This is a genomic window from Pseudoclavibacter sp. AY1F1 (genome assembly GCF_002931075.1).
GTDB lineage: Bacteria > Actinomycetota > Actinomycetes > Actinomycetales > Microbacteriaceae > Pseudoclavibacter.
This window is the reverse complement of the sequence record NZ_PSTQ01000001.1, coordinates 344,754-370,845: the sequence shown is the minus strand read 5'-3', so window position 1 is coordinate 370,845 and position 26,092 is coordinate 344,754. Positions and strand designations below refer to the sequence as shown.

Genomic DNA, 26,092 nt, shown 5'->3' with positions numbered 1-26,092 from the left:
GGCGATGAGCTTCCCGCACCTGCACGTCTCGTCAGGTTTCAGCGCGCACTACGCCGTCTCCCCACCCGAGGTACTCGCCCAGGCTGCCGTCGAGCGGGGACTCGACACGATCGCGCTCACTGACCGCGACGGCATCTCCGGCGCCGTCAAGCACCTCCTCGCCTGTAGAGACGCGAAGCTGCGGGCCGTGCTCGGCAGCGAGCTCGCCGTGCACGACGAGCGGGGCGAGCCCCTCGGACGAGTCGTCGTGCTCGCGGCAGGCGGTGACAACGGTTCCGGATACGCGGCGCTCTGCCGGGCCGTGTCAGCAGCCCACGAGACCACCGCGAGCGCCCCGACGGGCATCCACGAGCCGAGCATCCCGCTTCCCAGGCTGGCTCAGCTCGCGACGACCGACGATGGTGCCACGAGACTGACCGTCCTGCTCGGCCCGACAAGCGACGTCGGCACGGCAGCCTCCGCGGCCCAGCTCGGCCTGGCGCGAGAGCGGTTGCACACGTGGCTGCGTGGAATCCCCCGCTGCTCGCTCGTCGTGGAGGTCGTCTGCCACCTTGCCGAGCCAGGCACCCCCGGTTCCGTCACGGCGGCCACTCGAATGTTGGGGCTGGCCACGGAGTGCGGGCTGCGGGCTGTGCTCACGAACGCGGTCCGCTACGCCTCGCCGGAAGAGGCCGCGACCGTCGACATCGCCGACGCCGTCCGAGCACGGCGAGCGCTCGACGACATCGAGCTGGCCCCGACGGCGCAGGCGTGGCTCAAACCGGCGAGCCTCATGCGGCAGGTCGCCCGCATGGTCGTGGATGCGGGCGGGCACGACGCCTCGGCAGCCGACGAACTGCTCACTCAGACGAGGGCGCTCGCCGACGCCTGCGTCATCGACCTCGAACGGGATGCGGGGATCGGCACCCCGCGCATGCCGGAGGTCACGCGCTTCGGCATCCACGACGACCCGTTCGAGGTGCTGCGGGCGAAGGCGGAGGCCGCGATCCCCGCCCGCTACCCCGGCGTCTCCACCGCCCACGAGCGCGAGCTGCACGACCGCCTCGCGCACGAGCTCAAGACCGTGCGCAAGCTGGGCTTCGCCCCGTACTTCCTCACCGTCTCGCATGTCGTCGAGCTCATCAAGGACATGGGTGTTCGGGTGCAGGCCAGGGGGTCAGGGGTCGGCTCGCTGCTCAACTACCTCCTGTACACGAGCCACGTCGAACCCGTCTCCCTCGGGCTCATCTGGGAGCGTTTCCTCTCCGACGAGCGACGCACGCTGCCAGACATCGACCTCGACGTCGAGAGCGCAGAACGCCACCGCGTGTACCACCGCATCTTCGACGAGTTCGGCGGCGAGCGGGTCACGCTCATGTCGATGGTCAACACGTACGGCTCAAGGGGCGCCGTGCGCGACGCGGGCCTCGCGCTCGGGCTCGCGGACGGCGAGGTCGACCGCATCGCCAAGGAGCTGTGGCGCTTCTCCGCGAAGCGGTTCCGGCAGGCCCTCGCTGAGAAGCCCGAGCTTCGGGAGTTCGCCGAGGAGGTGCGCCGCTCGCGCCAGCTCGACGTGCTCGTCGAGGCGACGGAGCGGCTCGACTCCCTGCCGAGGCACATCTCCGTGCACCCGTGCGGCGTCATCCTCTCCGACATCTCCCTGCTCGACCGTACTCCCGTGCAGATGTCGGGCATCGGCCTGCCCATGAGCCAGTTCGACAAGCACGATATGGACCCGATGGGCCTCATCAAGCTCGACATCCTCGGTGTACGCATGCAGAGCGCCATGGCCCACGCCGTGAAGGAGCTCAAACGCACCCGCGGCGAGGAGCTCGACCTCGACGCGCTGCCCCTCGACGACGAGGCGACCTACGAGACCATCCGCTCGACGAAGACCCTCGGCATCTTCCAGGTCGAGAGCCCCGGCCAGATGGAGCTCGTCGGGAAGCTGCAGCCGAAGGTGTTCAACGACCTCATCATCGACATCTCCCTGTTCCGGCCCGGCCCCATGCAGAACAACATGCCCCTCCATTTCCTCAGAGCGCGCCACGGCGAGGTCATGCCGGACTACATCCATCCGAGGCTCAAGCCCATCCTGCTCGAGACGAAAGGCGTCGTCGTCTTCCACGAGCAGGTCATGCGCATCTTCGACGAGCTCACCGGGTGCGGCCTCGAGCTGGCCGACGTGTACCGGCGGTGGCTTGCGAAGCCAGAGCTCGTGCCACGCATCGAGGAGCTGGTGCGAGGCAAGGCCGCCGAGCGCGGGTTCCCGCCCGACATCATCGAGCGATCCTGGAAAGTGCTCGCCGGCTTCGGCAGCTTCGGCTTCGCGAAGGCCCACGGCGCGGCGTTCGCCCTGCCCACCTTCCAGAGCGCCTGGCTCAAGACCCACCGCGCCTCGCACTTCTGGGCGGGACTCCTCACCCACGACCCCGGCATGTGGGGCAAAGACCTCATCGTCGCCGAAGCCAGGCACCTCGGCATCCCGTTCCTGCAGATCGACGTGCAGCGCTCGGGCCTCGAGTACACGGTCGAGCCGCTCCCTGACGGACGAGACGGGGTGCGCATGTCCCTCGCGGATGTGCGCGGCATGTCCTCGGCGGAACGCGACCGGGTCGCGGAGCACCAGCCGTTCGACTCGCTCGCCGACTTCAGGGCCAGAGTGCGGCCGCGACGCAGCACCCTGGACTCCCTCGCGAGGGTCGGGGCGCTCGATGCGTTCATCGACTACGAACCGCGCAGGCGGCACGAGTTGCTCGCGTTCATCCGCTCACTCACGAGCACCCCCACACGGGTGCCAGAGCACCAGCAGGCATTCGCGTTTGCGCTCCCCGTGCCCCAGCTGCGCGGTGTGACCGCGATGGACCTGCACGGCAAGACGCAGACCGATCTCGAGCTGCAGGAGCTTGGCCTCGGCGTGAGCCGCCACCAGATGGAGCGCTTCTTCCCGCTCTTCCGGCAGCTCGGCGTGGTTCCAGCGAGCACCCTCATCGACCTGCCCGGCGGCACAGAGGTGCTCATCGCCGGAGTCCGGCGCGCAACCAACACGCCACCCATGCGCGGCGGACGCCGCACGGTGTTCGTCTCCCTCGACGACAGCACGGGCCTCTCGCAGACCGTGTTCTTCCACGACGCCCAGGAGCGCGCAGGCAATCGCGTGTTCCGCACGCACTACATGCTCGTGCGAGGTACGACGCGCAGGTCGGGTGCCAGAGGTATCTCCGTGACGGGCGACATGGCGTGGGACCTCTTGGAGGTCGCACAGCTCATGGCGACGTCGAGCGCGGCCAGCGCAGCCGCGTCAGCAGAGCGGACGCGTGGCGTCAGCTCCGCTCAGACCAGATCAAGCGCCGTGGTCCTCGAGTCGTCAGAGCGGGCGACCTCAGAGAAGCCGAGGCGCCTCGCGAGGGCATAGGAGGCCCCGTTCTCCAGATCCATGACCGCCAGCACGCGCTTCACGCCAACGTAGTCGCGCAGGTACTCGACCAGCGCATCCGCCGCCTCAGTCGCGAAGCCCTGACCCGCGCATCCCGGGTGCATGATCCACCCGAGCTCGGCGGAACGGTGGTCAAGCTCGACTTCACGCAGGTGCACGGAGACGTCGCCGATGAGCTTCCCGTCGCGCTCGACGGCAAGCGCCATGAAGTCCCCCGTCTGCCAGAGCCTCGTCTGGGTCGTGCGGCGGCTCAGGTGCTCGGTCGCCTCGACCAGGTCGCGCTGCTTCCAGTGCAGGTAGCGGACCACCTCGGTGTCCGACACGATCTCGTGCCAGGCGTCGGCGTCGCGGAGCGTGTGGGGGCGGAGCACAAGACGCTCCGTGAAGAGCTGGGGCGCGTCGAACGGCCGCTCGGTGCGTGGGCCACGGAGGAACCTCGGCCGGTGGAACAGTCCACCCTGCAAGTCCTTCTTGACGCCCGGCGCACGGCTCCCGAGATCGGGCTGCTGGATTCGCTGGAGGGTCATGCGTCGCAGGTTACGAACTCCCCTCATGCCCCGGGTAAGAGAAGATTTGAGCTTCCTATGAGGAGGGGCCCACATCACACCGCGATGCCCCTCACATGACACGATGATCCAATGCCCGATTCTCCTGCCGCTGACCCGATCATCGAGCCCGGGCGCCGTCGGGCGGTCCTCGCGCAGCTCCCCCGTCTCCACCGCCCAGACGGCACGCCCATCCGCGTGCTCCTCGTTGACGACGAAGAGACCCTCACGAACCTCGTGAGCCTCGCCCTCTCCTACGAGGGCTGGCAGGTCGACGTCGCCAACAACGGACGGGATGCGCTCGCCAAGTTCACAGCGGAGCGGCCAGACGTGGTGGTCCTCGACATCATGCTCCCGGACATCGACGGGCTCAGCATTCTCAGGAACCTCCGAGGTCAGGGACACGCCACACCGGTCCTCTTCCTCACCGCCAAGGACTCGATCGACGACCGCATCATCGGCCTCACTGCCGGCGGCGATGACTACATGACGAAGCCGTTCAGTCTCGAGGAACTCGTCGCAAGGCTCCGCGGCCTCATCCAGCGCGCAGGCGAAGCGGTGGCCGACGACGCTTCCCAGCTCCGCGTGGGCGACCTCTTCCTCGATGAGAGCAGCTACGAGGTGCGCCGCGGCAGCGACCCCGTCGCGCTCACGACCACCGAGTTCGAGCTGCTGCGCTACTTCATGCGCAACCCCAAGCGCGTGCTGAGCCGCGCGCAGATCCTCGATCGAGTCTGGAACTACGACTTCGCGGGCAAGGCCAGCATCGTCGACCTCTACGTGTCGTACCTCCGCAAGAAGATCGACGCAGGCCGCACACCAATGATCCACACGGTGCGCGGCGTCGGCTACGTCATCAGGCCAGCAGAATGAGGCCGTGGACGCTGCGCGCGCGCATCATCGTCGGCGTCACCCTCGTCGTCGCGTTTGTCATGAGCGCGATCGGCATCATGAACGTCGTCACCCTCAACTCCGCGATCACGAGCGTCGTGAACACGCAACTCGCCGCATCCATGTCGGTGCTCGAGAACTCCGTCGACAAGTACAGGGACGACGTGCCGGGCACGCACCCGCACCCACCGAAGAACGGCGAGTCGCCGGCACCGAAGATCAAGCCGCTCGTCAACTTCGTCGGGCACGCGCCAGGCACCATCATCGCCCTGGCGCACAACGGCGAGATCATCGACTCAGCATCGTTCAGCGAGACCTCCGCCGTCGAATGCGACCAGACCATCAAGAACGAGCTCGCCACCCTCGCGCAGTCAGACAGCTTCGAGGCCCAACACTCGCTCCTCGAGACAATCAAGCTCGACGACGTCGCCGGCGACTTCCGCGTCATGATCCACGAGTGGGATGGTGACCCCAGTTACGCCCTCATCTCGGCCGTCTCACTCGACACGGCGCGCGACGCCACGTTCAACCAGACGGTCCTCACGCTTGTCCTCTCCTCGCTTGGCATCGGCCTCATCGTGTTGCTCGTCGCGCTGGTCATGCGCGTCGCCATGCGCCCGCTCTCCCGCGTGGTCACGGCGGCTGAGAACGTCGCGCAGATGCCGCTGGCCTCCGGCGAGGTGGGCCTCCGCAAAGCCGTGCAGCTCAACGACATCGACCCACGGACCGAGGTCGGCAAGGTGAGCGAGGCGCTCGACAAGCTGCTCGCGCACGTCGACGAGGCATTCGCCGTTCGCACTGCTGCAGACCAGCGGATGCGCCGCTTCGTCACCGACGCGAGCCACGAGCTGCGCACCCCACTCGCCGCGATCCAGGGCTACGCCGAGCTCACCCGCCAGGACTCCGCATCGCTGCCAGACACGACGGAGCGCTCCCTGGCTCGCATCGAGTCGGAGGCGACCCGGATGAGCTCGCTGGTCAACGACCTGCTGCTGCTCGCGCGCCTCGACGAGGGGCAGGACCTCCAGCTCGACACCGTCGACCTCTCCGAGCTTGTCATCAACGCCGTGAGCGACGCGCAGGCAAGCGACGCCGATCGTCACTGGAGCGCGACCGTCCCCCCGAGCGAGGTGTCGGTGCTCGGCGATTGGGAGCGTCTCCACCAGATCGTCGTGAACCTGCTCTCGAACGCCAGCCAGCACACCCCGCAGGGCACGCACGTCAACGTCTCCGTCCGCTACGAGCTCGCCTCCGCATCGGCCACCGGCCGCGAGGCGGTGCTTGTTGTCCGCGACGACGGCCCAGGCATCCCGGAGGGGCTCCGCCAAGATCTCTTCTCACGCTTCGCCCGGGGCGACTCGGCGAGGACCCGCGCATCCGGCAGCACGGGCCTTGGACTGGCGATCGTGAAGTCCATCGTCGAAGCGCACGGCGGGCAGATCGCCGTCGAGTCCAACGACGGCGCTTCGTTCATCGTGCGCATACCCGCGGCCAAGGCCTGGGACTAGCGGACACCGTCCGCGTCGGTGTCTGCGGCCCGCTCGAGTGCCCCAGGCGGCCTCGGCGGGTAGGCGAGCGTGACCATGACGACCGAGATGATCATGAGCAGGAACCACGAGAGCAGCTTGGTGATGGACACGAGCTCCCAGCCGTGCTCCTGGTTCGGGTATACCCACGCCCCCGCGAGGGTGCCGATGTTCTCTGCGAACCAGATGAAGAGCGCCACGAGCAGGAACGCGAGCAGCAGCGGCATGCGGAGCGTCTTCCGGAACACGCGGAAGTGCATCCACGTGCGGCCCCACAGCACGGCCACGAAGAGCAGCAGCACGTACCGGAAGTCGAACGTGTAGTGGTGGGTGAAGAAGTTCACGTAGATCAAGGCGGCAGCCACGACGGTCAACCAGATGCGCGGATACCTCGAGAAGCGCAGGTCGAAGAGGCGATACACGCGGCACATGTACGAGCCGACGGCGGCGTACATGAAGCCCGTATACAGAGGCACGGGGCCGATGTGCAGCACTCCCCCTGAGGCGTAGCTCCACGATCCGACGCTGGTCTTGAACAGCTCCATACCCGTGCCCACAACGTGGAAGGCGAGGATGACAAGCAGCTCTCGTCCGGTCTCGAGTCGCGCGGCGATCATGAAGACCTGGATCGCGACTGCGCCGATGACGAGCGCGTCGTTCCTGGCGAGCAGGGCGTCATCCGGGTACCAGAGTCGCGCCGCAAGGATCATGACGAGCATGAGCGCCCCGAAGATGCAGGCCCAGGCCTGCTTCAGACCGAAGACCAGGAACTCGACCAGGCCAGCTCTGAAGCCGTGCGAGGGGGCGTTCTCGAGGAGCCGTCCCGCGAAGTCGTCGATACGCTGCTCGAGGCTCGTGAACCTGGCCACCTGGCACCGCCTATCCCATCCCATCGGATGGCAGAGTCTGTCGAATGGCCGAGACTAGCCGCTGCACCGGTCTGGACTGCTGAGGCAAGCCGGCGTCGGCTTGCTCGAGCATTCCGCAGCCGGGTACGCGAAAGGCCCGCTTCCTCGAGAGGAAACGGGCCTTGTGCCGCAGTTCATGCTTGCTCTTTCGAGCAACCCAACTTGTGCGGTTTTGGTTGCGGGGGCAGGATTTGAACCTACGACCTCCGGGTTATGAGCCCGGCGAGCTACCGAACTGCTCCACCCCGCGGCACAAGAGAAAACATTACCAGCGGTCCTGACGTCGTGCAACTTGGGGTGCTCTTTCCGCGGAAAACACGGCGTGTCGGGGGTATCGAGCGCGTGCCCCGGGCGACCGGACATCGCGTGAAATCGGCTCAGAACGAGCGAATTCGACCAGATCCGCACTCTCACGCGAGCGCCGTCGTGCATCCCGGGCGAGTCGCGCTCACTCGGAGCGACGCGTCTCACCTCACACCAGCACCGCTGCGCGCAGAAAGTTGTGGCGAAGTACCGCCGGCAGGTTCCGAAGCGGCAGCAGGCCACAACTTTCACGCTTGGGATGCTGTTCGGGCGGCGGGTTCTCACGCGGTACAAACGCGCGCAGAGACGCCGACGGGCGCCGCCCTCAGCGAGGACGACGCCCGTCGGCGTGTGGAGCTGCGTCTGCCTACGTTGTTGGCGTGGGCTGCGGGGAATCGCTCGGCGTGGTCGAGGTGCCCGACACCTGGCTGTCAGCGTCGCGCGCCCGGTTGAGCGCCTCCGTGAGGCGCTTGTCGGCCTCTGCAGCGGCAACGAGGTCGTTGTTCGCGTACGCCGCCGTGCGGTCCTCGAGGGCCTGCTCAGCGTCGGCCAGGGCCGTCGAGAGCTGCTCCTGCGGAGTCCCCGTTCCTCCGCCTGCCGGTGGAGTGGTCGCCGTGGGCGCAGGGGTCGCATTCGGGTCGTCCGGGACCGACTCGACCGGCACGTCGTCCTCGGAGACTTCGACGCCACCATCACCCGCGTCTGCACCGGCGTCGCCGCCGAAGAGCTCGTCGAGCGCTTCGTCGAGCGTCGGCTGGAACGCGATCTTGTCACCGAACGCGACAAGCACGCGCCTCAGCAGCGGGTAGCTGGTCTCACCGGTCGACTCGACGTACACGGGCTGCACATACAGGAAGCCCTCGCCGACCGGCACCGTGAGGAGGTTGCCTCGCAGCACCTGCGTCTGACCGCCTCGCTCGAGCAGGTTGAGCTGGTTGGCGACCGTCTCGTTCGAGTTGAAGATGTTCTGGACCTGGCCTGGACCGTTGACGTTGTCGTTCTCCACCCTCAACAGGGTGATCTTCCCGTAGGTGTCAGCGACCGTTCCATCGGTCGAACCCGCGTTCGAGTTCGCTGCCAGGTAGCCCCTCAGCACGTTCCTTGACTGCGCGTTCGCGTTGGTCAACGGAATGTACGTGGAGTAGATCGAGAACGCCGACTCCTGGCCCGGGAGCTGCATCGTCAGGTAGTACGGAGGCTGTGAAGCTTCTCCCCCTGTCGGGTTCTGCGGCAGCTGCCACGCGTTCGTCTGGTTGTAGAACGTGCTCGCGTCGGTCACGTGGTACCTCGCGAACATCTCGCGCTGCACCTTGAACATGTCCGTGGGGTAGCGGATGTGGCTCAGCAGGTCGCCGGACATCTCCGACACGTTCTTGAGCGTCGACGGGAACACCTTCTGCCACGTCTGCAGGATCGGGTCGGTCTCGTCGAACGCGTACAGCGTGACGGTTCCGTCGTACGCGTCGACGGTCGCCTTCACGGAGTTGCGCATGTAGTTGATGACCTCAGGCGGCAGCGACGATGCGGGGGTGTCCGCATCTTCGAGCAGGTTCTGCAGACCGGCGAGCTCCGAGTACGGGTACTTGTTGCTCGTGGTGTAGCCATCGACGATCCAGGTGAGTCGTCCGTCGACCACCGAGGGGTACGGGTCGGAGTCGATCGTCAGGTACGGGGCCGCGGCCTGCACGCGCTCGGCAGGGTCGCGGTCGTAGAGGATCTGCGACTCGTCGTTGACGTACTCGGACAGGAGGATCTGCTCAGACTGGAACTTGATCGCGTAGACGAGACGGTTGAAGAAGTTCCCGAGGTCGGGGCCGCCCTCACCCGTGAACGTGTTGTAGGTCTGCGTTGCCCCGTCCGCTCCCGACACGTGGTCGAACTCTGCCGGCTCGGAGCCTTCAGGGGCGCCCACGATGGAGTACTCGGGAGAGGATTCGCCGAAGTACACGCGGGGCTCGAACTCGCCGAGTGCGCCTTCGCTCGGCATGCCGCCCTCGATGAAGAGGGGCTGCCCGTCGGGACCACGCTGGTTTCCGAAGGCCGTGACGAGCCCGTAGCCGTGTGTATAGACGATCGTGTTGTTGACCCATGACTGGGCGTCGGCGCCGAGACCCGCGATGTTGATGTCGCGGACGGAGCCGACGGCATCCTGGACCTGGCCGTCGATCTCGTAGCGGTCGACGTCGAGTCGGTCAGGGAACTGGTAGTAGGCGCGCTCCTGCTCGAACTGCGCGAACGTGGGCGAGACGAGCGAGGGGTCGAGGATGCGGATGTTCGCCGTGGTGTCGGCGTCGTCACGCAGCTGCCCCTGGCTGACCGTGGTCTCGGCGGCGTAGTTGACCTCGTCGATCTGATCGAGGCCGTACGCGCTTCGCGTGGCATCGATGTTGTTCTGGATGTACGGGGTCTCGAGGGCCTGCTCGCTTGGTCCGACCTGGAACTGCTGAACGATCCACGGGTAGACCATGCCGACGACAAGTCCGACGATCACGAGCAGCGCCGTCCCGACGAGCGGGAGGCGCCAGCGGCCGATGGCGGCCGCGATGAAGAAGAGCACGGCGACGACGATCGCGGCTCCGGCCAGGATTCCCTGCCCGGGGATGGTCGCGTTGGCCTCGGTGTAGAGGACACCGGTCCAGCGCCCGGAGAGCGTGTTGAGCGCGGCGTAGCGGTCGAGCCAGAAGCTGACTGCCTGCACGAGCATGTAGAGGCCGGCCAGGATCGCGATGTGCGTGCGTGCACTCTTCGAGATGACGACCTCGCGCCCGGTGACTCGGATGCCGCCGTACAGGTACAGGGTCGCTGCGGTCAGGATGAGCGAGAGCAGCACGACGGCGCTCACGAAGGCCACGACACCTCGGAAGAACGGCAGCTGGAAGATGTAGAACGACACGTCCAGGTTGAAGACCGGGTCGGTCTCGCCGAACGGGGTGGCGTTCATCCACATCAGAACCGTCTGCCAGGACGCGATGAGCGCGACACCGGCGAACAGACCGAATATGGCGGGCACGAAGACCATGGCGCCGCGGCGGATGGGCTCGATGACCTGCTGGTAACGATCGAGCTGCTCGTTGAGCTTCGCGTAGACGGGCCGCGCACGGTAGGCGATCTGCAGGTTCACGTACAGGGGAACCGCCATACCGACGAGTCCGATCGCGAACATGATCGCGCCTGCACCCCACTCCGTGAGAAGGACCTGGAGGAAGCCGAGCTGGTCGTACCAGAGCACGTCCGCATATCTGCCGGCGAACCAGAAGAAGACGACGAGAAGCGCCACGACGATCAGCAGTGTGATCGTGAGCGGTCCCATCCGACGTCGGCTGGCGGGTTTCGGACTCTGGGGCTGTTGAGCTGCAGTGCTTGTCACGTCGTACCTGTCATTGCCTGGAAGGGCCGTTTGTTTTCCGAGAAAGGGGAACTAGAGGAGTTTATCTGGCAAGTGCCTGGCAAAACTGAGACTGAGCCGCCTCAGGAGCCGAGTACCGACTCGCAGGTGCGCAGAGAGGCCGTGTCGCCACCGTCTCCGACGGCCTGGATGACCTGTTCGGCCTCGTCCAGCGTTGAGACTGCGTAGACCGGGATGTCGCCGGGGATGCCCCCGTCGAGAACGTCCTGGCAGTTGTCCGCCGGCGCGAGGAAGAGGTCGGCTCCGACCTCGACAGCCGCATACAGCTTCTGCGTGATGCCGCCGATGCTGCCGACCGTGCCGTCTGGCGACATCGTGCCGGTGCCCGCGACGTGCAGCCCCCTGGTGAGGTCGCCGTCGGCGAGTTTGTCGGAGACGGCGAGGGCGAAGATGAGGCCAGCGCTCGGCCCCCCGACGTTCCCGAGCTCGATGCTCACGTCGATGGGGAACTCGTGCTGCGTGGCGACCGTCACGCCGAGGAGAGCGCGCTCCTCCCCCTCGACGACGCCCGCGCGTGGCGTGATGGAGAACGTCTGGGGCTCCCCACCCCGGTCGACGACGACGTCGACCGGTTGCAAGTTGCTGAGATCGCCACCTGAGGCCTCGGCGACAGCCGCGGGCAGACCGTCGGTCGACTCGACGGGGATGCCGCTCACCGAGGTGACGATGTCGCCAGGCTCGAGCATCTCGGCAGCCGCCCCGTCGTCGCCCACGGAGACGACGGCGAGCGCCGTCCCGACGTCGTAGCCCTCGTTGATCAGTGCGGCAGCGATCGCGTCCGCTTCTGACCCCTGCATCAGGGCGGCGTTCTGCGCGTCCCGTTGCTCGCCGGTCTCGGCATCGGCGTAGTAGGCCTCGACGGGAAGCACGTCGTTCGAGGGCGTGACGAGCGCGAGGAAGACCTCGAACCAGTTGGGCAGGTTCTCCGGCCGTCCACCGACGTTCACTGTCATGACGTCGAGCTGGCCCTCCGACGGCTCGAACGTGTCCGCGCCGCCGATCGTGATGACCTCGACCTGGGTCGGGTCGTCCTGGGACGCCTGCACGGTGCCGAGCGCATCGAAGACCGGCCCGGGCGAGCGAACCACGTAGGGGGCTGGGCTGAAACCGAGCGCGACGAGCAGGAGCATCCCGACGGAGAGGAAGACGAGGCCGATGCGCGCCCGGCGAGATCCCTCCTCGCTTCGACGACGGTTCGCCTCGTGCGCTCTTGCGAACGCTTCAGACTGCTCGCGCACACGGGCATCGCCCTCTGAAGAGGGTTCGGAGAAGAAGGTCACTGCGCTCGTTTCGATGTCCTGCGGCCATTGTTCGCCCGTGGCGCAAGGCACACGGCGCATACGCAGTCACGGCGACCCTTCCTTGGAGGGGCCACGAGCTAGCGTAGATCCAAGCGCTGGGAGGTGCGGAATGAGTGATGCACAGGGACCTATTCCCGACGACGGATCCGAGGACGAGCTGCGCAAGCTGCTTCGTGAGCTGCTGAGCGGGCAGGGTGGTTTCGACCCCGCCAAGCTCGCGGGAGTCGCGGGACTCCCGAACGACCCTGCCGCGGTGCAGGCGCTGCTGTCGCAATTGCAGGCGGCCGTCGCGAACCCGGGGAATGGCCTCGACTGGCAGGTCGCACGCGATCAGGCCCGCCGAGTGGCTCAGCCGGGGAACCGGGAGATCAGCCACGAAGAGGCCGCGAGGTTCGACCAGGCTTTCCGAGTCGCCCAGCTCTGGCTGAGCGAGGCGACGGAACTCGGTGAGATCAGCGAATCCCCCGCGACGCTCACCCGACTCGAGTGGATCACCGGCTCGATCCAGTTCTGGACCTCACTGTCGGAGCCTGTCGCCACGAGCATCGCTGATGCCCTCATGAACGTGCTCACCGAGCAGACGCCACCCGAGATGGCGCAGCTGCTCGGCCAGTCGTCCTCGATGATGCGGGGCATCGGCGGCGCGATGTTTGCCGTGCAGCTCGGCCAGGTCGTCGGGAATCTCGCGGAGGAGGTTGTCGCCGGCGGCGACATCGGCGTGCCGGTCCTCGACCACAGCAGGCCGTCGCTTCTTCCTCAGAACATTGACGACTTCGCGGAGGGACTTGACGTCGATCGCGAGCAGATCGAGCTCTACCTGGCCGTGCGCGAGACCGCTCATGCGCGGCTGTTCCAGCACGCGAAGTGGCTCCGCTTGCACCTCATCTCCTCGATCACCGAGTTCGCACGTGGCGTGAGCATCGACGTGTCGCGGATGGAGGAGCTCGCGCAGACGCTCGACCCCAGCGACCCGGACGGCATCAGGGCAGCGCTCTCCGAGGGCGCGTTCATCCCTCCCCGGACCGAGCAGCAGGAGGCGGCGCTCGCTCGCCTCGAGACGATGCTCGCCCTCATCGAGGGCTGGGTTGATGTCGTGACGGAGGACGCCACCTCCAGGCTGCCGAAGTCCGTCGCCCTTGCCGAGACCGTTCGCCGCCGGCGGGCTGTCGGTGGCCCCGCCGAGCGCGCGTTCGCCTCGCTCGTAGGACTCGAGTTGCGCCCGAGACGGCTCCGCGAGGCAGCAGCCATGTGGCGCGCGGTCTCCGAGGCCCACGGCGCAAAGGTTCGTGATGAGCTCTGGGCGCACTTCGATGCGCTGCCAACGACTGAAGACATCGACCATCCAGAGGCGCTTGTCACGAGGCTCGGCTTCGGCGAGCTCCCGGCCGACGAGTACGACGAGGCGCTGGCGAAGTTCCTCGACGATCCGTCGGCGTTCGGAGATGCGCCTGAGGGCGGCGACAAGCCGGTGAACTGAACGGGCGCGGTCGGTGGTCCCGAGCCGCCGACCGCCCCGCTCTCCTGCCCCTGTGGAGAACTTCTGCGTTCGTCGGGTGCTTCCAGGATGATCGCCGCATGGACCTGCGACTACCCCCTGGCATGCCGATAGTGTGGCGCTCCCCCACCGAGCTTCAACTCGGCGGTGTCACCGCACGTGCGGTCATCGTCTCGCCGAGTGTCAGCGCCGAGCGCTTCCTCGAGTCCTTGCGCCGTCCAGGCACGCTTGAACAGTTTCACGAGCGCGGAGCTCGGCTGGGCCTCGCCGTCGCCGAGGTACGTGCGTTACTCGATTCCGTCGGAACGCTCCTGGATGCCGCGCCCGTTTCGCCTCGCAAGCGCTCGGCCGGGCCTGCACGCGGCAGCGGGGGTCGTCCGCCAGTGGTTCTTGTGCGAGGTACGGTAGCCGGCGACGATCTCGCCGAGCACATCGCCACTCTCGGATGCGCCGTGCGGCGGGCCCGCGACGACTACCAGCCACCCCAGCCAGCGGAGATCGGGCTTGTTGTCGACTGCGCCGACTACGTCCTGCCGCCGAGACGATTCACCCCGCTCATGGCGGGTGACGTACCGCACCTCGCTGTGATCGCTGAGGATGACGGGGCGACGGTCGGGCCGTTCGTGCTCCCAGGCCGCACGCCCTGCGTGCGCTGCGACGACCTCAACCGACTCGACGCCGACCGCTCATGGGCGGCCATTGCGACGCAGCTCGCGGTGACCAGCAGGGCCCCGCTGTCTCGCCTCGCGAGGGAGCTCGTGCGGAGCCTGGTATCGAATTGCGTGTCTTCGTGGCTCGCCGACGGCACAGCATCCGCCTACTGCAGCTCGGATGCATGGACGATCGACGCGCTCACCTGCGAGATCCGCCGAACGCGCCGTTCGTTCCACGACGAATGCGGGTGCCGAGCTGTGCCAGGAAGCGAGAAGCGGGCCGCTCGGCGTCCCGCCGCCCGCCGAACTGCGCGTGCGTCAGACGCAGACGCTTCCGCGCGCGCGTGACTGCCACGTAGAGCAGGCGACGCTCCTCATCAAGCTCCGCCTGAGACTCCGCGTACCAGATGGGCAGGAGCCCCTCGCTCACACCGATGATGGTGACACTGTCCCATTCGAGCCCCTTCGCGGCGTGGATGCTCGAGAGCGTCACGGCCCGCAGCTCGGGTTCGTACTGCATCTTCGCTCGCTGCTGCAGCTCAGCCGAGAACTCGGCGAGCTTGGTGCCGTGCGGTTGCGCGTCGGCGAGACGCAGGAGCGCATCCCACGAGTTCCAGCGGTCCCTGAGCGCACCTGAGTCGGCCGGTGGCTCGTGGGTCCATCCGAGATCACGGAGCACGTCGCTCACCGCTTGGAAGAGGGGGCCCTCCGTCTCCTGCATGACCGCCGCTCGCAGCGCGCTGAGCGCCTGGCGGACTTCCGGCTGCTCGAAGAACCGGCGCTGACCGATGGCCGAGTACGCGATTCCGGCGTCCTGCAGTGCGCGCTCGACGGCAGCGGCCTGCACGTTCGTGCGGTAGAGCACCGCGATGCTCTCGATCGGGATGCCGCTGCGGAGGTCCTCGCCGATACGGTGGACAACACCCCTTGCCTCGTCGTCATCGTCATGGAACTGCAGCACCTCGGGGAGGGGCTCACGCCTGGGCGTCTCGGCCGCTGGCTCGAGGGTGAGCGCGTAGGGCACGTGTCGTGCGACCTCGTTCGCAACGCCGATGATGGCGGATGACGAGCGGTAGTTGTCCTCGAGACGCACAACCCGTGCGTCGGGGTAGCGCTCGGGGAATCCGGTCAGGAAAGAACTGGATGCGCCGGCAAACGAGTAGATCGTCTGCGCGGCGTCGCCGACGACGCACAGCTCGCGCCGCTCACCGAGCCACAGCTGAAGGAGGCGCTGCTGCAGCGGCGAGACGTCCTGGTACTCGTCGACGACGAAGAAGCGGTATTGCTCCCGCACACGCTGGGTCACCCAGGGTTCCAGCTCGAGCATGCCGACGGTCGCCAGGAGAACGTCCTCGAAGTCCATCTGGCGGCGCTCGTCCTTGATGTCCTCGTACGCCTGGAGCAGGGCGAGCGCCGCATCGTCGCTGACGCCCTTCGGCAGCGAGCGGGAGGTCCGCAGCTGGATCGCGTACTCCTCGAGCGAAAGCTCGCGCACCTTGCGCCACTCGATCTCGGTCGCCATGTCTCGCACGCCGGCGGGATCGAGGCGCAGCCCGATGCGCTCGCCGGATTCAGCGATGAGCCTGCCCTTGCCTTTGACGATCGCTGGAGCGGGGCCGCCGACGGTGTGCGGCCAGAAGAAGCCCAGCTGGCTCAGGGCCGCCGCGTGGAATGTCCGCGCGGCGACACCGGAGGCGCCAAGATCGCGCAACCGACCACGCAGTTCCCCCGCCGCCTTCGACGTGAAGGTGAGCGCGAGGACGCGGGACGGGTCGTACACGCCAGAGCGGATGCCGTAGGCGATGCGGTGTGTGATGGTTCGGGTCTTGCCCGTACCCGCGCCTGCCAGGATGCAGACGGGGCCGACGAGCGCGAGCGCCGCCTCGCGCTGAGCGTCGTTGAGCGAGGCGAGCAGGCTCACATCCGCCGTCGGCGCCGGTGACTGGCTGTCTGCGTCAGTCGAGGTGACCACTGAGCCAGGCATCGATGATCGCGCGGGCGATGGAGGTCTGGCCGGGGAGGCGGTCCTCGATGGCACGCACTTCGTCGCGCGTGAACCAGCCGAGTTCGACGATCTCGTCGTTGTCCGGCTCGACGGTCTCAGGGTCCTGGTCTGGGTGGAGCTTGGCGGTGAAGCCGACCATGATGCTCGCGGGGAACGGCCACGGCTGCGAGCCCAGGTACCGCGGCTCGACGACGTGCGCCCTCGCCTCCTCGTAGATCTCTCGCGCGACAGCGGCCTCGAAGGACTCGCCTGGTTCGACGAAACCGGCGAGGAGCGAGAACCGCCGAGGATTCCACCTGACGTTCGCGCCGAGCAGGATCCGGTCGTCACGGTCGAGGACCGCGGCGATGATGGCGGCGTCGGTCCGCGGGAAGCTGACGTGCGACTCGCCTTCCGCCTGGCGCACCCAGCCCGCGAGTCCCGAGCTCGTCGCGGAACCGGTGCGCGGCGAGAACGCGTGCGTGTCGTGCCAGTTCGTGATGGCGAGCGCTTCGGTGAAGAGCCCGCAGTGCACGGCCCCGAGATGCGCGGCGGTCTCCATGAGCCCGGCCCAGAGGCGCGCATCAGGTTCGAGGGCCGAGGCCAGGTTCTCGTCGATGCTGAGGGACAGCACGGAGGTGCCCTTCGGCAGATCCTCGTCGTCATGGAGCGTCCTACCGAGGTAGATGGCGTCGGCAATGGCGGGCTCGAGAGCCGCTGCGCGAAGGCTTGTAGCGGGCAGCAGATCGAGCTTGGGGCCGTCGCCGGCCGAACGCATGAGCGCCTTGCCGCCGCTGAGGACGAGGACGCGGGTGGCTCCGTCAGCGAACAGCGACTGCACGAGCCCAGGTTCGCTTCGGCGTTCGTGGTCGCGATCGGTCTGCTGCTGGGCGAGTGGGAGACGAGACATGAAGGGATTCATAGGCGGATTCATCCTAGGTCGCCTCGAGGCCCTGCGGGCGTGGCACTCACCCAGCTTCGGCCCTGCCTCCTACCCTGGTCCCATGGCTGAGCTCTCGCTGGAACTCGCGGCACTTGCCGTGGCCGCTGTCCCCGACCTCGACGTGGCTGCGGCCCTCGAGCACACGTACGAAGCGCACGGCGACTTCGACGCCGCGTTGCTGACTCTCCGGGATGGCGAGACGATCATCGCGCGGCGCCCGACGTCGGCGGCGGCGGCGCAGGAGCAGCTTGCCGACGTCCGGGCGCTCGCCGTGCTGACGCCCGGCATGCGCAGCCGACTTCCCTTCCAGGTCTCCGAGGTCCTCGGCAGCCTGGCGGAGAAGCGCGAGCGGGTCGCCGTCTACACCTTCCTGCGCGGTATCCCCGCCGACCAGGAGACGCTCGAGCCTGGCACTCTGTTCCTCGTGAGCCTCGGTCGTGCCATCGCCGCCATCCATTCCCTGCCGAAGGGGCCAGTGGAGGCCGCGGGCATGCCCGCGCTCTCGGCCACCGAAGCCAGGCAGGCCGCGGCGCAGACCATCGCGCGGGCGAAGGAGACCGGCCGGCTACCGGTGACCCTCGACCGTCGTTGGTCTGCGGCCGTCGACGACGATTCGCTCTGGCAGTTCCAGCCGACTGTCATCCACGGCGCGCTCGGGCTCGCCTCGATCATCACCGACGGGAATCAGGTGAGGGGGGTGCTCGGCTGGAGTGACCTCCGCGTGGGTGACCCCGCCCGCGACCTCCACTGGATCTCCTCCCTGGATGGCGCGATCGCGCGAGGCATCCTTGACGAGTACACGGATGAGGCCCCGGGAACCGTCGACAGGCAGCTGCGGCAGCGCGCGCTTCTCTACGCCGAACTCGAGCTCGCCCGCTGGCTGCTGCACGGTGTGGACGCAAGCGACGCTGAAATCATCGCGGATGCGGAGGGGATGCTCGACTCGCTGGTTGACCGAATCCATCGCGCGCCGGCACAGCCGCTTGTCCACGAGACGCTCCCCGTGCTCGATATCGCCGAGGTGCAGGAGCTCCTCAAGGAGGCTGCGGCCAGGCGACCTGCGCATCAGACGGACGCCCAGGACACGGGAAGCGCCGTACTGCCTGGTCTCCTGCACGAGGCCAGTTCAGGAGCCCCGGCTGGCGTGCATCCGGACGACAGCCCAAACACGGACGTCGATCACGCGGCGGAGGACGACCTCGACGACGACACTCCCCCGAACGATTTCATGCGGACGGATTCGCGACGCTGAGTGCTGCTTCGGCCTCCGCCAGCAGACGCTCCAGCTCGACTCGTCCGGTGACCTCCGGAACTCGGATCTCCTCGCCTTCGCGGACGTAGACGAGCACGGCATCGATCTGCTCGGGAGGCACCCCGGTGTGCTCGGAGTAAGCGAGGGTGTAGAGCGCCAGCTGGAGCTGGCGCTCCCAGCGTGCGCTCTCCCCGCTTGGCACTCTTCCGGTCTTCCAGTCGACGACCTCGACGCGGCCGTTGTGCTCGAAGACCGCGTCGATCTTGCAGACGACCGTCCGCTCGCCGAGGCGGAACTCGATGGTCTGCTCGACGAGGATCGGAGACCTGTGGGGCCACGGGGTCTCCAGGAACGCGTCCTGCAAGCGCTCGAGTTCAGCGAAATCGGCACTCGACGCATCGGCGAGGCCGCTGAGCGCCGCATCTTCTGTCCCGAAGAGCTCCGCCATGCCGAGGAGGTCCCCGCCGACGTTTGGCGCCGCGTAGTGGGCCTCGACCCAAGCGTGGAACATCGTTCCTATGCGCGTCTGCCTGAACGGCTTCTGCGGCATAGGCCGCCGCAGCTGCGCTGCGATCTCTGCCGGATCGGTGACGAGGTCCTTGAATTTGGAGGCCGCGAAGCGCGCAGGCAGCTGGATGCCGCCGAGAGTGCCCCGGTCAGCGCGCTCCCGGAGCAGCAGGTCGATGCGCTTCCCGAGCTGGCTCTCTGGGACAGCACCGGACCGGAGAGCGTGATCCACCGCGGCAGCGAGCCCCTGGACGCGTTCGAGCCGGTCCGGGCTGAACGGCCTGTGCGGCCAGACGATGCTGTCCGCGGCGAGCGAGGCAGGCGCAGACTCGAGCGTGTTCGCTGGCGGGGCTTCGATGATGCCAGCTTCGGCGAGCTCGTCGACGAAGACGGAGACCTTGCGCGCCGACTTATGGATGGCGCTCCAGTAGGACCCTGAGATGAGCAGCTCGTGGCGTGCCCGGGTGTAGGCGACGTACGCCAGCCGACGCTCCTCGTCGTCGTTTCGCTCCTTGATGAGCTGCTTGAGCTCCACCATGAGGTCGGCGAGCTCCTTCTGCGTCTCCGCGCCTCTCCAGGGGAGCTCGGGGCGGTCATGCGCGTCGAGCAGCAGCTCGTATGGGATCACGCCGCGCCTGATCCAACCGAGTCCGTCCCGCGAGGTGCTCGGCATCTCGCCCTCGACGCTGCGAGGCACCGCGACGAAGTCCCACTCGAGGCCCTTCGAACCATGGATGCTGAGCAACTGGACAACGCCGGGCTCCGCTTGTTCCTGGACCGGAGCGAGGGAATCGTCTCCCGCCGCGATCTCGACCCAGTCCAGGAAGGCGCCGAGATCTGCGTCAGGCTCTGCTGATGCAAACGCGGCGGCCGCCTCGGCAAACGCATCGAGGTTGCCGACTCTCGCGATGTTCCCGGGGTTCGCCGTGACCTCGAGGTCGAGGCCCATGATCGAGATAGTGGCATCGACGAAGCTCGTGATGGGGAGGCCGACGCTGCGCCGGAGCTCGCCGATGAGTTGGCTCACGAGGGGGATGCGCCGAAGGGCTTCCTCGCTGAGGCCCATGAGCCAGGAGTCCGGCTCGTCCCTTCTTCTTTCGGCAGTGATCCTGGCCGCGAGGAAGTCGAGCGCCTCCTGCAGGGGAACCTCGTCGTCGCCGGTTGCGAGTTCGCGTTTGCTCGCCCGTACGTCGTCGGCGAGCGACTGCATCGTGACGTCCCTGTTCGCGAGGCTGCGCGAGACGTCGTGGATGAGCTTCACATCGGCGATCCCGAACTGGTATTTGGCGCCGACGAGCAGGCGGATGAGTTCGTTGCCTGCCGTGGAATCGTGTGCGACGCGCATGGCGCAGCGCAGGTCCACGACCTCCGGTGCGGACAGGAGCCCTCCCAACCCGATGACTCGGTTGGGCACGCCGGCGCGGGTCAGCGCCGCGGAGAAGAGGGGCAGGAGCTTGCGCGCTCTCAGGAGCACGGCACCAGAGGGAGGCTGCCGCTCACCTTCGACGACGATGCGCTCGCGCATCCAGGTCGCCACGGCCTCGGCTTCCTCATCGAGAGTCTCCGCAAAGGCGAGCGAGACGCGTCCGTCTCCCGCGCCCGGGCGCGTTCCGAGCTGCGTGACGCCCGGGTCGCTTGCCTCCGGCAGCCGTGACGCCACCTGATTCGCGGCGTCGAGGATCCTGGCATCGTTCCGCCAAGAGATGGAGAGCTGGAAGGTGGGTTCCTGGGCGGGTGGCACGATGCGCGACCTGAAGTCTCCGTGGAACCGGCGCATGTTGCCTGGGCTGGCGCCCCGCCACCCGTAGATCGACTGCTTGGGATCGCCAACTGCAAGCACGGGGTGATCGCTGAAGATCGTGCCGAGCAGGCGAGTCTGGCCGACGCTCGTATCTTGGTACTCATCGAGGATAACGAAGCGGTGCCTGGTGCGGAGCTCCTCGACGACGGCCGGTGTCGCCGCGCAGATCTCCGCCGCGAACGTGACCTGGTCAGAGAATTCGATGAGCCCTCGCTTGCGCTTCTCGAGTTGATAGCGCTCGGCGAGCGCCACGAAGATCGGCAGCTCATCCAAGATCGCGACTGCATCAACAACGGGCTTGCTCGGCGAATTCGCCTTGCCCCGGCCCGGCAGGTCACCGACCCTTCGGAACTCCGCCACGAATGCGTCGCACGCGGCCGTCGAGAGCTGGTTGTCGCGCAGCGCGCGCGCCACGTTGAGCGCCAGGTTCGTGATCGCGCTCAGTTGCAGGTCGAGGGAGCTCAGCCGCGAGTCGTCGCTCGCGAGCACGACGTTCCTCATGAGAGCGAAGGCCGTCATCTCGTCAACGATGCGCGCATCTGGCTCCTGCCCGATGAGGAGCGCGTTCTCCGAGAACACACGGTTTGCAAACGAGTTGTAGGTAGAGACCTCGGGTGTCGCGAACTCGTCTCCGCCGATGAGCCCTTCGCTGCGGAGCCGCGCGAGGGCCAGCTGCACTCGCTCCCGCAGCTCTCCTGCCGCTTTGCGGGTGAAGGTGAGCCCGAGTATCTCGGTGGGGTGCACGCCCTGGGCTGCCACGAGCCAGACGATGCGCTGGACCATGGTCTGCGTCTTGCCGCTGCCTGCGCCTGCCATGACCAGGCTCGGCACCGGAGGTGCCTCGATCACGAGTCTCTGCTCGGCCGTGGGCTCGAGCATTCGAGCTGGGTCGTTGTCGGCGAGCGCTAACGCGATGTCGCCGTGGGTAACGGCTCCTGCAGGCCAGATGTGTGTCACTCGGTGACCTCCGATGCGGCGTGCAGTGCGCACGCTCGTCCGCCACCGAACGAGCCAAGGCAGTGGGACTCGAGGTGGGCTTCGTAGTGGGCGGATGCGACCGCATCCGCCGGGGATCGACGATCGTGGGACGCTGGGATGCCGATCATCCCGAGGGCGACGCTCCGGACGCGGTCGAAGAACTCGGAGGTCTCCGCTTCATCGAAGGGTTGCTGCGTGCGCTCGCTCCACTCCTGCTTGGTTGTCGGCTTTGCGAGGAAGACGAGTTTCGCCTCGTGCACCTGGGCCGCCGGAATCGTCTCCCCGCGGTCACTCCGCGGCGGCAGCGCAACCGCTTGAGCTGGGCGCTCGACGGGGTCGCTCACTGCTCCCGTCGACAGGGCGAGCTGGTACGCGGCGAGTTGGGCATTCGTGGACATCGAGTCGCTCGACGGCATCGATTTCCCGGTCTTGAAGTCGACGACGTCTATCGAGCCTGCGGCTGTGCTCTCGATGCGGTCGATCTTGCCGCGGAGTGTTATCTTCGCGCTCTCCTCGCCTTCGACGCGCACCTCGACCGTGAAGGACCGCTCGGCCCCGAGGAGTGCTCCTCCCCCGAGATTCACTCGGTGCAGGTAGGCCGAAAGATTGCGGACGAGCTCATCGACCTTCGCGCGAGCCGCCGTCTCTTGCCAGGGCGCGTCGAAGTCGCTCGAGCGGAGGCGCGCCTGGGCGAAGGCCGTGCGCGCCTCGAGATCTGGGAAGTCGAACTCGGCCGCTGCATGCACGATGTTGCCGACGTTCATACTCTCGCTGGTACTGCCCCCTCCGTGAGCGCTGACGAACCAGTTGACTCCACAGTCTTCGAAGCTCTCGATGTTCGAGGGCGAGACGGGGATGCTCGTGTTCGGGTCACTCGGGTCGTGGAGCGGTCTCCCGGTGGTGGGACCGCCAAGTCCGTACCACTGCGCGGGATCGGCACCCGGGACGCCCTCTTCGACGAGCCTCGCGAGGCCGGCGGCCTCCGACGGATCGATCCCCCGAACGATCGCGGCGCGACGCAGCTCACCGACGAGCCCACGCAGTGTCAACGCGCCCAGCGCTGACTCAGCGTTTTCCGCTGCTGCGTCGTCCCAGGTGCGTGAGGACAGAAGGAAGAATGGTGACGGGGCACTGTCCTCACTCTCCTCCGCGGTCAGAAGCAGCCACTCAGACGATCGGGAGACGGCTTGCGCGAACATGCGGCGCTCGTCGTACAGCACCTCGAGTCGGCGATCGACGAGGTCCCTCGTTGTGTCGATGCCGCGTTCGAGCTCGGCCAGCTGGCCGGCTCCAAGCAGGGAATCGCGGAGGCGGAGGTTCGGCCAGACGCCATCGGAGAGTCCGGCGACGACAACCACCCTGAACTGGCGACCGAGCACCGCCGCGGGCGTCGTGACGGTGACCGTCCCGCCGTCCGTCCGACCGGCCAGGGAGTCGGCCGTCACCTCGCTGCCCGACCACTGCAGGAGGAAGTCGTCGATGCTCGCGTCCGGCTGCCGCTCGACAAATCTCTTGCCAACGTCGAAGAGCGTGACAAGGGCATCGAGGTGGGCGCCGATCTGCTCGGCCCGCGGGCCGGAGCCGAGGGCCGCCTCGCGCCAGGTCTTGGCAAGGCCGAGACGCTCCCACACCGAGTAGAGGACCTCGTCGGCGGCGATGCTTCGCTGTTGGCCCCCCGCGGCCTCGATCTCCCCCGCGACCGCACGGAGCAGCGAACCGAGCTGCTGCAGTGCCCTCGTTGCGCTCCGTCCGGTCGCGGAGCCGCCGGTCGCGAGCAGCCGCTCGAACGTCGCGGATGCCGGGGCGTCCGGGTCGGTGAGGAGCCGCAGGCCGGCCACCCGGGAGACCGCTTCGACGAGCAGCTCATCTGCCGGCCGGTTTCCCCCTGCGGCGATCTCGTCGAGACGCAGCGCCCGTCGAACGCGGCGCAGCTGCACGGGGTCGATCGCGAAGACCGGAGAGCCGGCGAGCTCTGCGATGGCTTCTGGGGTGAGCTCCTCAGCCCCGCTCGCGATAGCAGCGAGCTTGACGACGGCCTGGACTGCTTTGTCCCGCGCCGCAGGGAGGGCCTGCGAGGAACTCGTCGGCACCTCGAGCTTCGCGAGCTGGCGCCTGAGGGATTCGATGCTGCCGCCCCGACGGGTGATGACGGCCATCTGGTCCCATGGCACGTCGTGGAGGAGGTGCAGCTCCCGGAGATAGTCGGCGATGCCGCGGCACTCCGCCGCCGACGAGGGCGCGGAGAATCGAGCGACGGCCGGGGGCACGGATGCTGGCGGAGAAGCGGCGTGTACTGCCTCCGCCAGCCGGTGCCGAGATTCGCGCTGGACGCCGATGCCCTCCGTGACCCCGCGCACAAACGCCCTGAGCTCGGCGCTGCCCCGATGGACGGTGCCGAGGACAAGCCGACGCGGCTCCTGCAGTGCACCTCGGGTCTCACCTCGCCAGTCGGCGGCGAGCTCAGGCCTTGACCCCCTGAATCCCCCCGTCGTGATGTCCGGGTCGCCGAAGGAGACGACGCGGACTCCGCGCAGCGCAAAGGCGACAAGAAGTCGCCTGCCTGACTCCGTGAACTCGTGCACGTCGTCGACGAGGAGCAGCTTGAGATCCGAGAAGGAGTCGAGGCGCGTCGCAGAGTGCACGATGCTCACCGCCTCCAGCACGATGCCGGGAGTGTCGAAGGCGTTCGGCTTCGCCTGCGAAACGCTTTCGCGGAACTGCCTCGCCAGGGCCGCAGCGCCGGACCACACGGGTCGCAGGTGCGCGAGCTCCTCGAGGCGCTCGGGCGTCACGTCGTACTCGGACATCGCCGCCAGGAGGTCGCGGATCTCTGCTCGGAACCCGCGCAGTCCGATGGCTTCGAGGGTGACGGGCGGTACCCACTCGATCGGCGCCGCGTTCAGCTGCGCTGGCTCCGTCGCCGCGCGCGCCTCGAGATCGCTCTGGATGAGCTCCGCGAGGATCGTGTCCTCATCCGCCCCGGTGAACAGCTGAGGTGCCTGCAGCCCCTGCCGCGCGCGGTCGGCCCGAACGATCTCGAACGCCACGGATTCCGGCGTGCGCGCCATCGCGCCAGGAGTGCTGACCGCCAGGCGCTCACCGATCACCTCTCGGAGCCGAGCCGCGCTCCGCCTGTCCGGCGTCAGCGCAAGCACCTCGGTGGTCGCGAGCCCACCCACGAGGACGCGCTCGGCGAGCAGCTCAACGAGTGTTGTCGTCTTCCCAGACCCTGGCGCCCCGACGACGCTGAGGTGCGCCTCGGTGTCGGCGTCGAGAACAAAGCGCTGCGTGGCGTCGAGGAACGCAGCCTCGTGTGCAGGTCCTGAAGTCATGGAGTCACGGTATCTCGGGGTACCGACATTCGAGAGAAGCCCCGCGATTTCGCCCGCGGTCGGGCAGGCGTGTTGCGCCCACGGCGAAAGACGGAGCCAATGCGAGCCAGGCCCTCGGGCTGCCGGTAGCCTAGCCAGACACCCGTTCGCATCCGAAAGGCGCCAAGTGGAAGTTCGCATCGGCATCAAGCACGCCCCACGAGAGCTCTCGTTCGAGACTGATCTCACCAAGGACGATTTCGAGCGCATCATCGAAGAAGCGGTCGCGAAGGACGCGGCGATCGTCAAGCTGCACGACTCGAAGTCGCGCTCGTACCTCGTCGCGACCGCGAACATCCTGTACGTGGAGCTCTCCGGCGACCAGGCTCGCCGCGTCGGCTTCATCGCCTAGCCCTTCGCCATGGAACTCATGTTCGCGGGCCTCGCGGGGATCCTGCTCGGCGTCGCCGTGCAGTTCGCCGCGCCGCACCGTGCCACGCGTGGCCCGGTGCTGCTCCCAGCGCTCGGCGGCATCGTCGCACTCGTCGTGTGGCAGGCGCTGACCTGGCTCCAGGGCGCTGCCCCGTGGCTGGCCTACGACGGTGGCTGGATCTGGGTGATCACGCTTGCAGCCTCGGCGATTGCCACTGTGGTCGTCGGATGGTCGCTGAGCAACCGCCGCCAGCACGACGACGACGATCTCCTGCACCGCCTCAGCCACCTGGGCCGAGCGCAGACCACGTAGGCGAAGCGGGCAGAGACTCGCACAGCGCCAAGGGCCCCGGTCCTCGAGCACACCTTTGGGAGTGCCGAGCAGCGGGGCCCTTCGGCGTGCCAGGGGTCCTGCCTCGACGCCCCGAGCGATGCCCGGCC

16 protein-coding genes and 1 tRNA gene are annotated in these 26,092 nt (G+C 67.6%); 7 read left to right on the top strand and 10 right to left on the bottom strand.

The features are described from left to right. The first annotated feature begins 4 nt into the window (after positions 1-4). Entirely contained in the window at positions 5-3,394 is a 3,390-nt protein-coding gene (gene dnaE / locus C5B85_RS01710; RefSeq protein WP_104284328.1) for a DNA polymerase III subunit alpha, read from the top strand. Here dnaE and C5B85_RS01705 read toward each other — a convergent pair. Next, positions 3,313-3,942, bottom strand: coding sequence for a GNAT family N-acetyltransferase (locus tag C5B85_RS01705; RefSeq protein ID WP_181064227.1), 630 nt, complete (start codon positions 3,940-3,942; stop codon positions 3,313-3,315). The two genes, dnaE and C5B85_RS01705, sit on opposite strands and share 82 nt — an antisense overlap. Positions 3,943-4,053: 111 nt before the next feature. On the opposite strand from C5B85_RS01705, the gene C5B85_RS01700 reads away from it, so the two are divergent. After that, the gene (locus C5B85_RS01700; RefSeq protein ID WP_104284326.1) at positions 4,054-4,833 is read left to right on the top strand and encodes a response regulator transcription factor; all 780 of its coding nucleotides are present in this window, start codon (positions 4,054-4,056) and stop codon (positions 4,831-4,833) included. Further along, positions 4,830-6,359 carry a cell wall metabolism sensor histidine kinase WalK gene (locus C5B85_RS01695; protein ID WP_104284325.1) on the top strand — a complete coding sequence of 510 codons (1,530 nt, stop codon included), beginning with the start codon at positions 4,830-4,832 and terminating at the stop codon, positions 6,357-6,359. The genes C5B85_RS01700 and C5B85_RS01695 overlap by 4 nt, the downstream gene beginning before the upstream one ends. Here the strand turns inward: C5B85_RS01695 and C5B85_RS01690 are convergent. The 4 genes from C5B85_RS01690 to C5B85_RS01675 all read right to left on the bottom strand — a co-directional run bounded on the left by C5B85_RS01690 (position 6,356) and on the right by C5B85_RS01675 (position 12,274). Continuing rightward, positions 6,356-7,246, bottom strand: coding sequence for a DUF817 domain-containing protein (locus tag C5B85_RS01690; protein WP_104284324.1), 891 nt, complete (start codon positions 7,244-7,246; stop codon positions 6,356-6,358). The two genes, C5B85_RS01695 and C5B85_RS01690, sit on opposite strands and share 4 nt — an antisense overlap. A 212-nt stretch (positions 7,247-7,458) precedes the next feature. Further along, positions 7,459-7,535, bottom strand: a tRNA-Met gene (locus C5B85_RS01685). A 420-nt stretch (positions 7,536-7,955) separates the two neighbouring features. Next, on the bottom strand, positions 7,956-10,898 hold the full coding sequence (locus C5B85_RS01680; protein ID WP_181064226.1) for a UPF0182 family protein: 2,943 nt from the start codon (positions 10,896-10,898) through the stop codon (positions 7,956-7,958). A 158-nt stretch (positions 10,899-11,056) separates the two neighbouring features. After that, a complete protein-coding gene (locus C5B85_RS01675) occupies positions 11,057-12,274 on the bottom strand; it encodes a PDZ domain-containing protein (RefSeq protein ID WP_146077804.1) in 1,218 nt (405 codons plus the stop codon). A gap of 130 nt (positions 12,275-12,404) precedes the next feature. On the opposite strand from C5B85_RS01675, the gene C5B85_RS01670 reads away from it, so the two are divergent. After that, the gene (locus tag C5B85_RS01670) at positions 12,405-13,772 is read left to right on the top strand and encodes a zinc-dependent metalloprotease (RefSeq protein ID WP_104284322.1); all 1,368 of its coding nucleotides are present in this window, start codon (positions 12,405-12,407) and stop codon (positions 13,770-13,772) included. A 305-nt stretch (positions 13,773-14,077) separates the two neighbouring features. Here C5B85_RS01670 and C5B85_RS01665 read toward each other — a convergent pair whose 3' ends face one another. The 3 genes from C5B85_RS01665 to nudC form a co-directional block, all read right to left on the bottom strand. Next, entirely contained in the window at positions 14,078-14,368 is a 291-nt protein-coding gene (locus tag C5B85_RS01665; RefSeq protein WP_104284321.1) for a hypothetical protein, read from the bottom strand. Positions 14,369-14,642: 274 nt separating this feature from the next. Beyond that, the gene (locus C5B85_RS01660; RefSeq protein WP_258070539.1) at positions 14,643-16,415 is read right to left on the bottom strand and encodes an ATP-dependent helicase; all 1,773 of its coding nucleotides are present in this window, start codon (positions 16,413-16,415) and stop codon (positions 14,643-14,645) included. Further along, complete coding sequence (gene nudC / locus C5B85_RS01655; protein WP_258070538.1) at positions 16,399-17,337, bottom strand: NAD(+) diphosphatase; 939 nt, start codon at positions 17,335-17,337, stop codon at positions 16,399-16,401. Before nudC ends, C5B85_RS01660 begins: the two co-directional genes overlap by 17 nt. Positions 17,338-17,431: 94 nt before the next feature. Here nudC and C5B85_RS01650 point away from each other — a divergent pair, with 94 nt between their 5' ends. Next, on the top strand, positions 17,432-18,622 hold the full coding sequence (locus C5B85_RS01650; RefSeq protein WP_181064224.1) for a phosphotransferase: 1,191 nt from the start codon (positions 17,432-17,434) through the stop codon (positions 18,620-18,622). On the opposite strand, the gene C5B85_RS01645 is transcribed toward C5B85_RS01650, so the two are convergent. Next, entirely contained in the window at positions 18,597-21,887 is a 3,291-nt protein-coding gene (locus tag C5B85_RS01645; RefSeq protein ID WP_104284317.1) for an ATP-dependent DNA helicase, read from the bottom strand. The genes C5B85_RS01650 and C5B85_RS01645 overlap by 26 nt on opposite strands. Then, on the bottom strand, positions 21,884-25,240 hold the full coding sequence (locus C5B85_RS01640; RefSeq protein ID WP_181064223.1) for a UrvD/REP family ATP-dependent DNA helicase: 3,357 nt from the start codon (positions 25,238-25,240) through the stop codon (positions 21,884-21,886). The genes C5B85_RS01645 and C5B85_RS01640 overlap by 4 nt, the downstream gene beginning before the upstream one ends. A gap of 166 nt (positions 25,241-25,406) precedes the next feature. Between C5B85_RS01640 and C5B85_RS18895 the strand changes: the two genes are divergently transcribed. Both C5B85_RS18895 and C5B85_RS01635 read left to right on the top strand, forming a co-directional pair. Next, complete coding sequence (locus tag C5B85_RS18895) at positions 25,407-25,631, top strand: DUF3107 domain-containing protein (RefSeq protein ID WP_146077802.1); 225 nt, start codon at positions 25,407-25,409, stop codon at positions 25,629-25,631. 9 nt (positions 25,632-25,640) lie between these two features. Beyond that, positions 25,641-25,964, top strand: a complete 324-nt coding sequence (locus tag C5B85_RS01635; RefSeq protein ID WP_146077801.1) for a hypothetical protein — start codon at positions 25,641-25,643, stop codon at positions 25,962-25,964. Positions 25,965-26,092 lie beyond the last annotated feature (128 nt).

Bases quoted from the DNA above. Each gene is read 5' to 3' on its own strand.
- dnaE (WP_104284328.1), top strand. From the start codon at position 5: ATGAGCTTCCCGCACCTGCACGTCTCGTCAGGTTTCAGCGCGCACTAC.
- C5B85_RS01705 (WP_181064227.1), bottom strand. From the start codon at position 3,942: ATGACCCTCCAGCGAATCCAGCAGCCCGATCTCGGGAGCCGTGCGCCG.
- C5B85_RS01700 (WP_104284326.1), top strand. From the start codon at position 4,054: ATGCCCGATTCTCCTGCCGCTGACCCGATCATCGAGCCCGGGCGCCGT.
- C5B85_RS01695 (WP_104284325.1), top strand. From the start codon at position 4,830: ATGAGGCCGTGGACGCTGCGCGCGCGCATCATCGTCGGCGTCACCCTC.
- C5B85_RS01680 (WP_181064226.1), bottom strand. From the start codon at position 10,898: ATGGGACCGCTCACGATCACACTGCTGATCGTCGTGGCGCTTCTCGTC.
- C5B85_RS01670 (WP_104284322.1), top strand. From the start codon at position 12,405: ATGAGTGATGCACAGGGACCTATTCCCGACGACGGATCCGAGGACGAG.
- nudC (WP_258070538.1), bottom strand. From the start codon at position 17,337: ATGTCTCGTCTCCCACTCGCCCAGCAGCAGACCGATCGCGACCACGAA.
- C5B85_RS01650 (WP_181064224.1), top strand. From the start codon at position 17,432: ATGGCTGAGCTCTCGCTGGAACTCGCGGCACTTGCCGTGGCCGCTGTC.
- C5B85_RS01640 (WP_181064223.1), bottom strand. From the start codon at position 25,240: ATGACTTCAGGACCTGCACACGAGGCTGCGTTCCTCGACGCCACGCAG.
- C5B85_RS01635 (WP_146077801.1), top strand. From the start codon at position 25,641: ATGGAACTCATGTTCGCGGGCCTCGCGGGGATCCTGCTCGGCGTCGCC.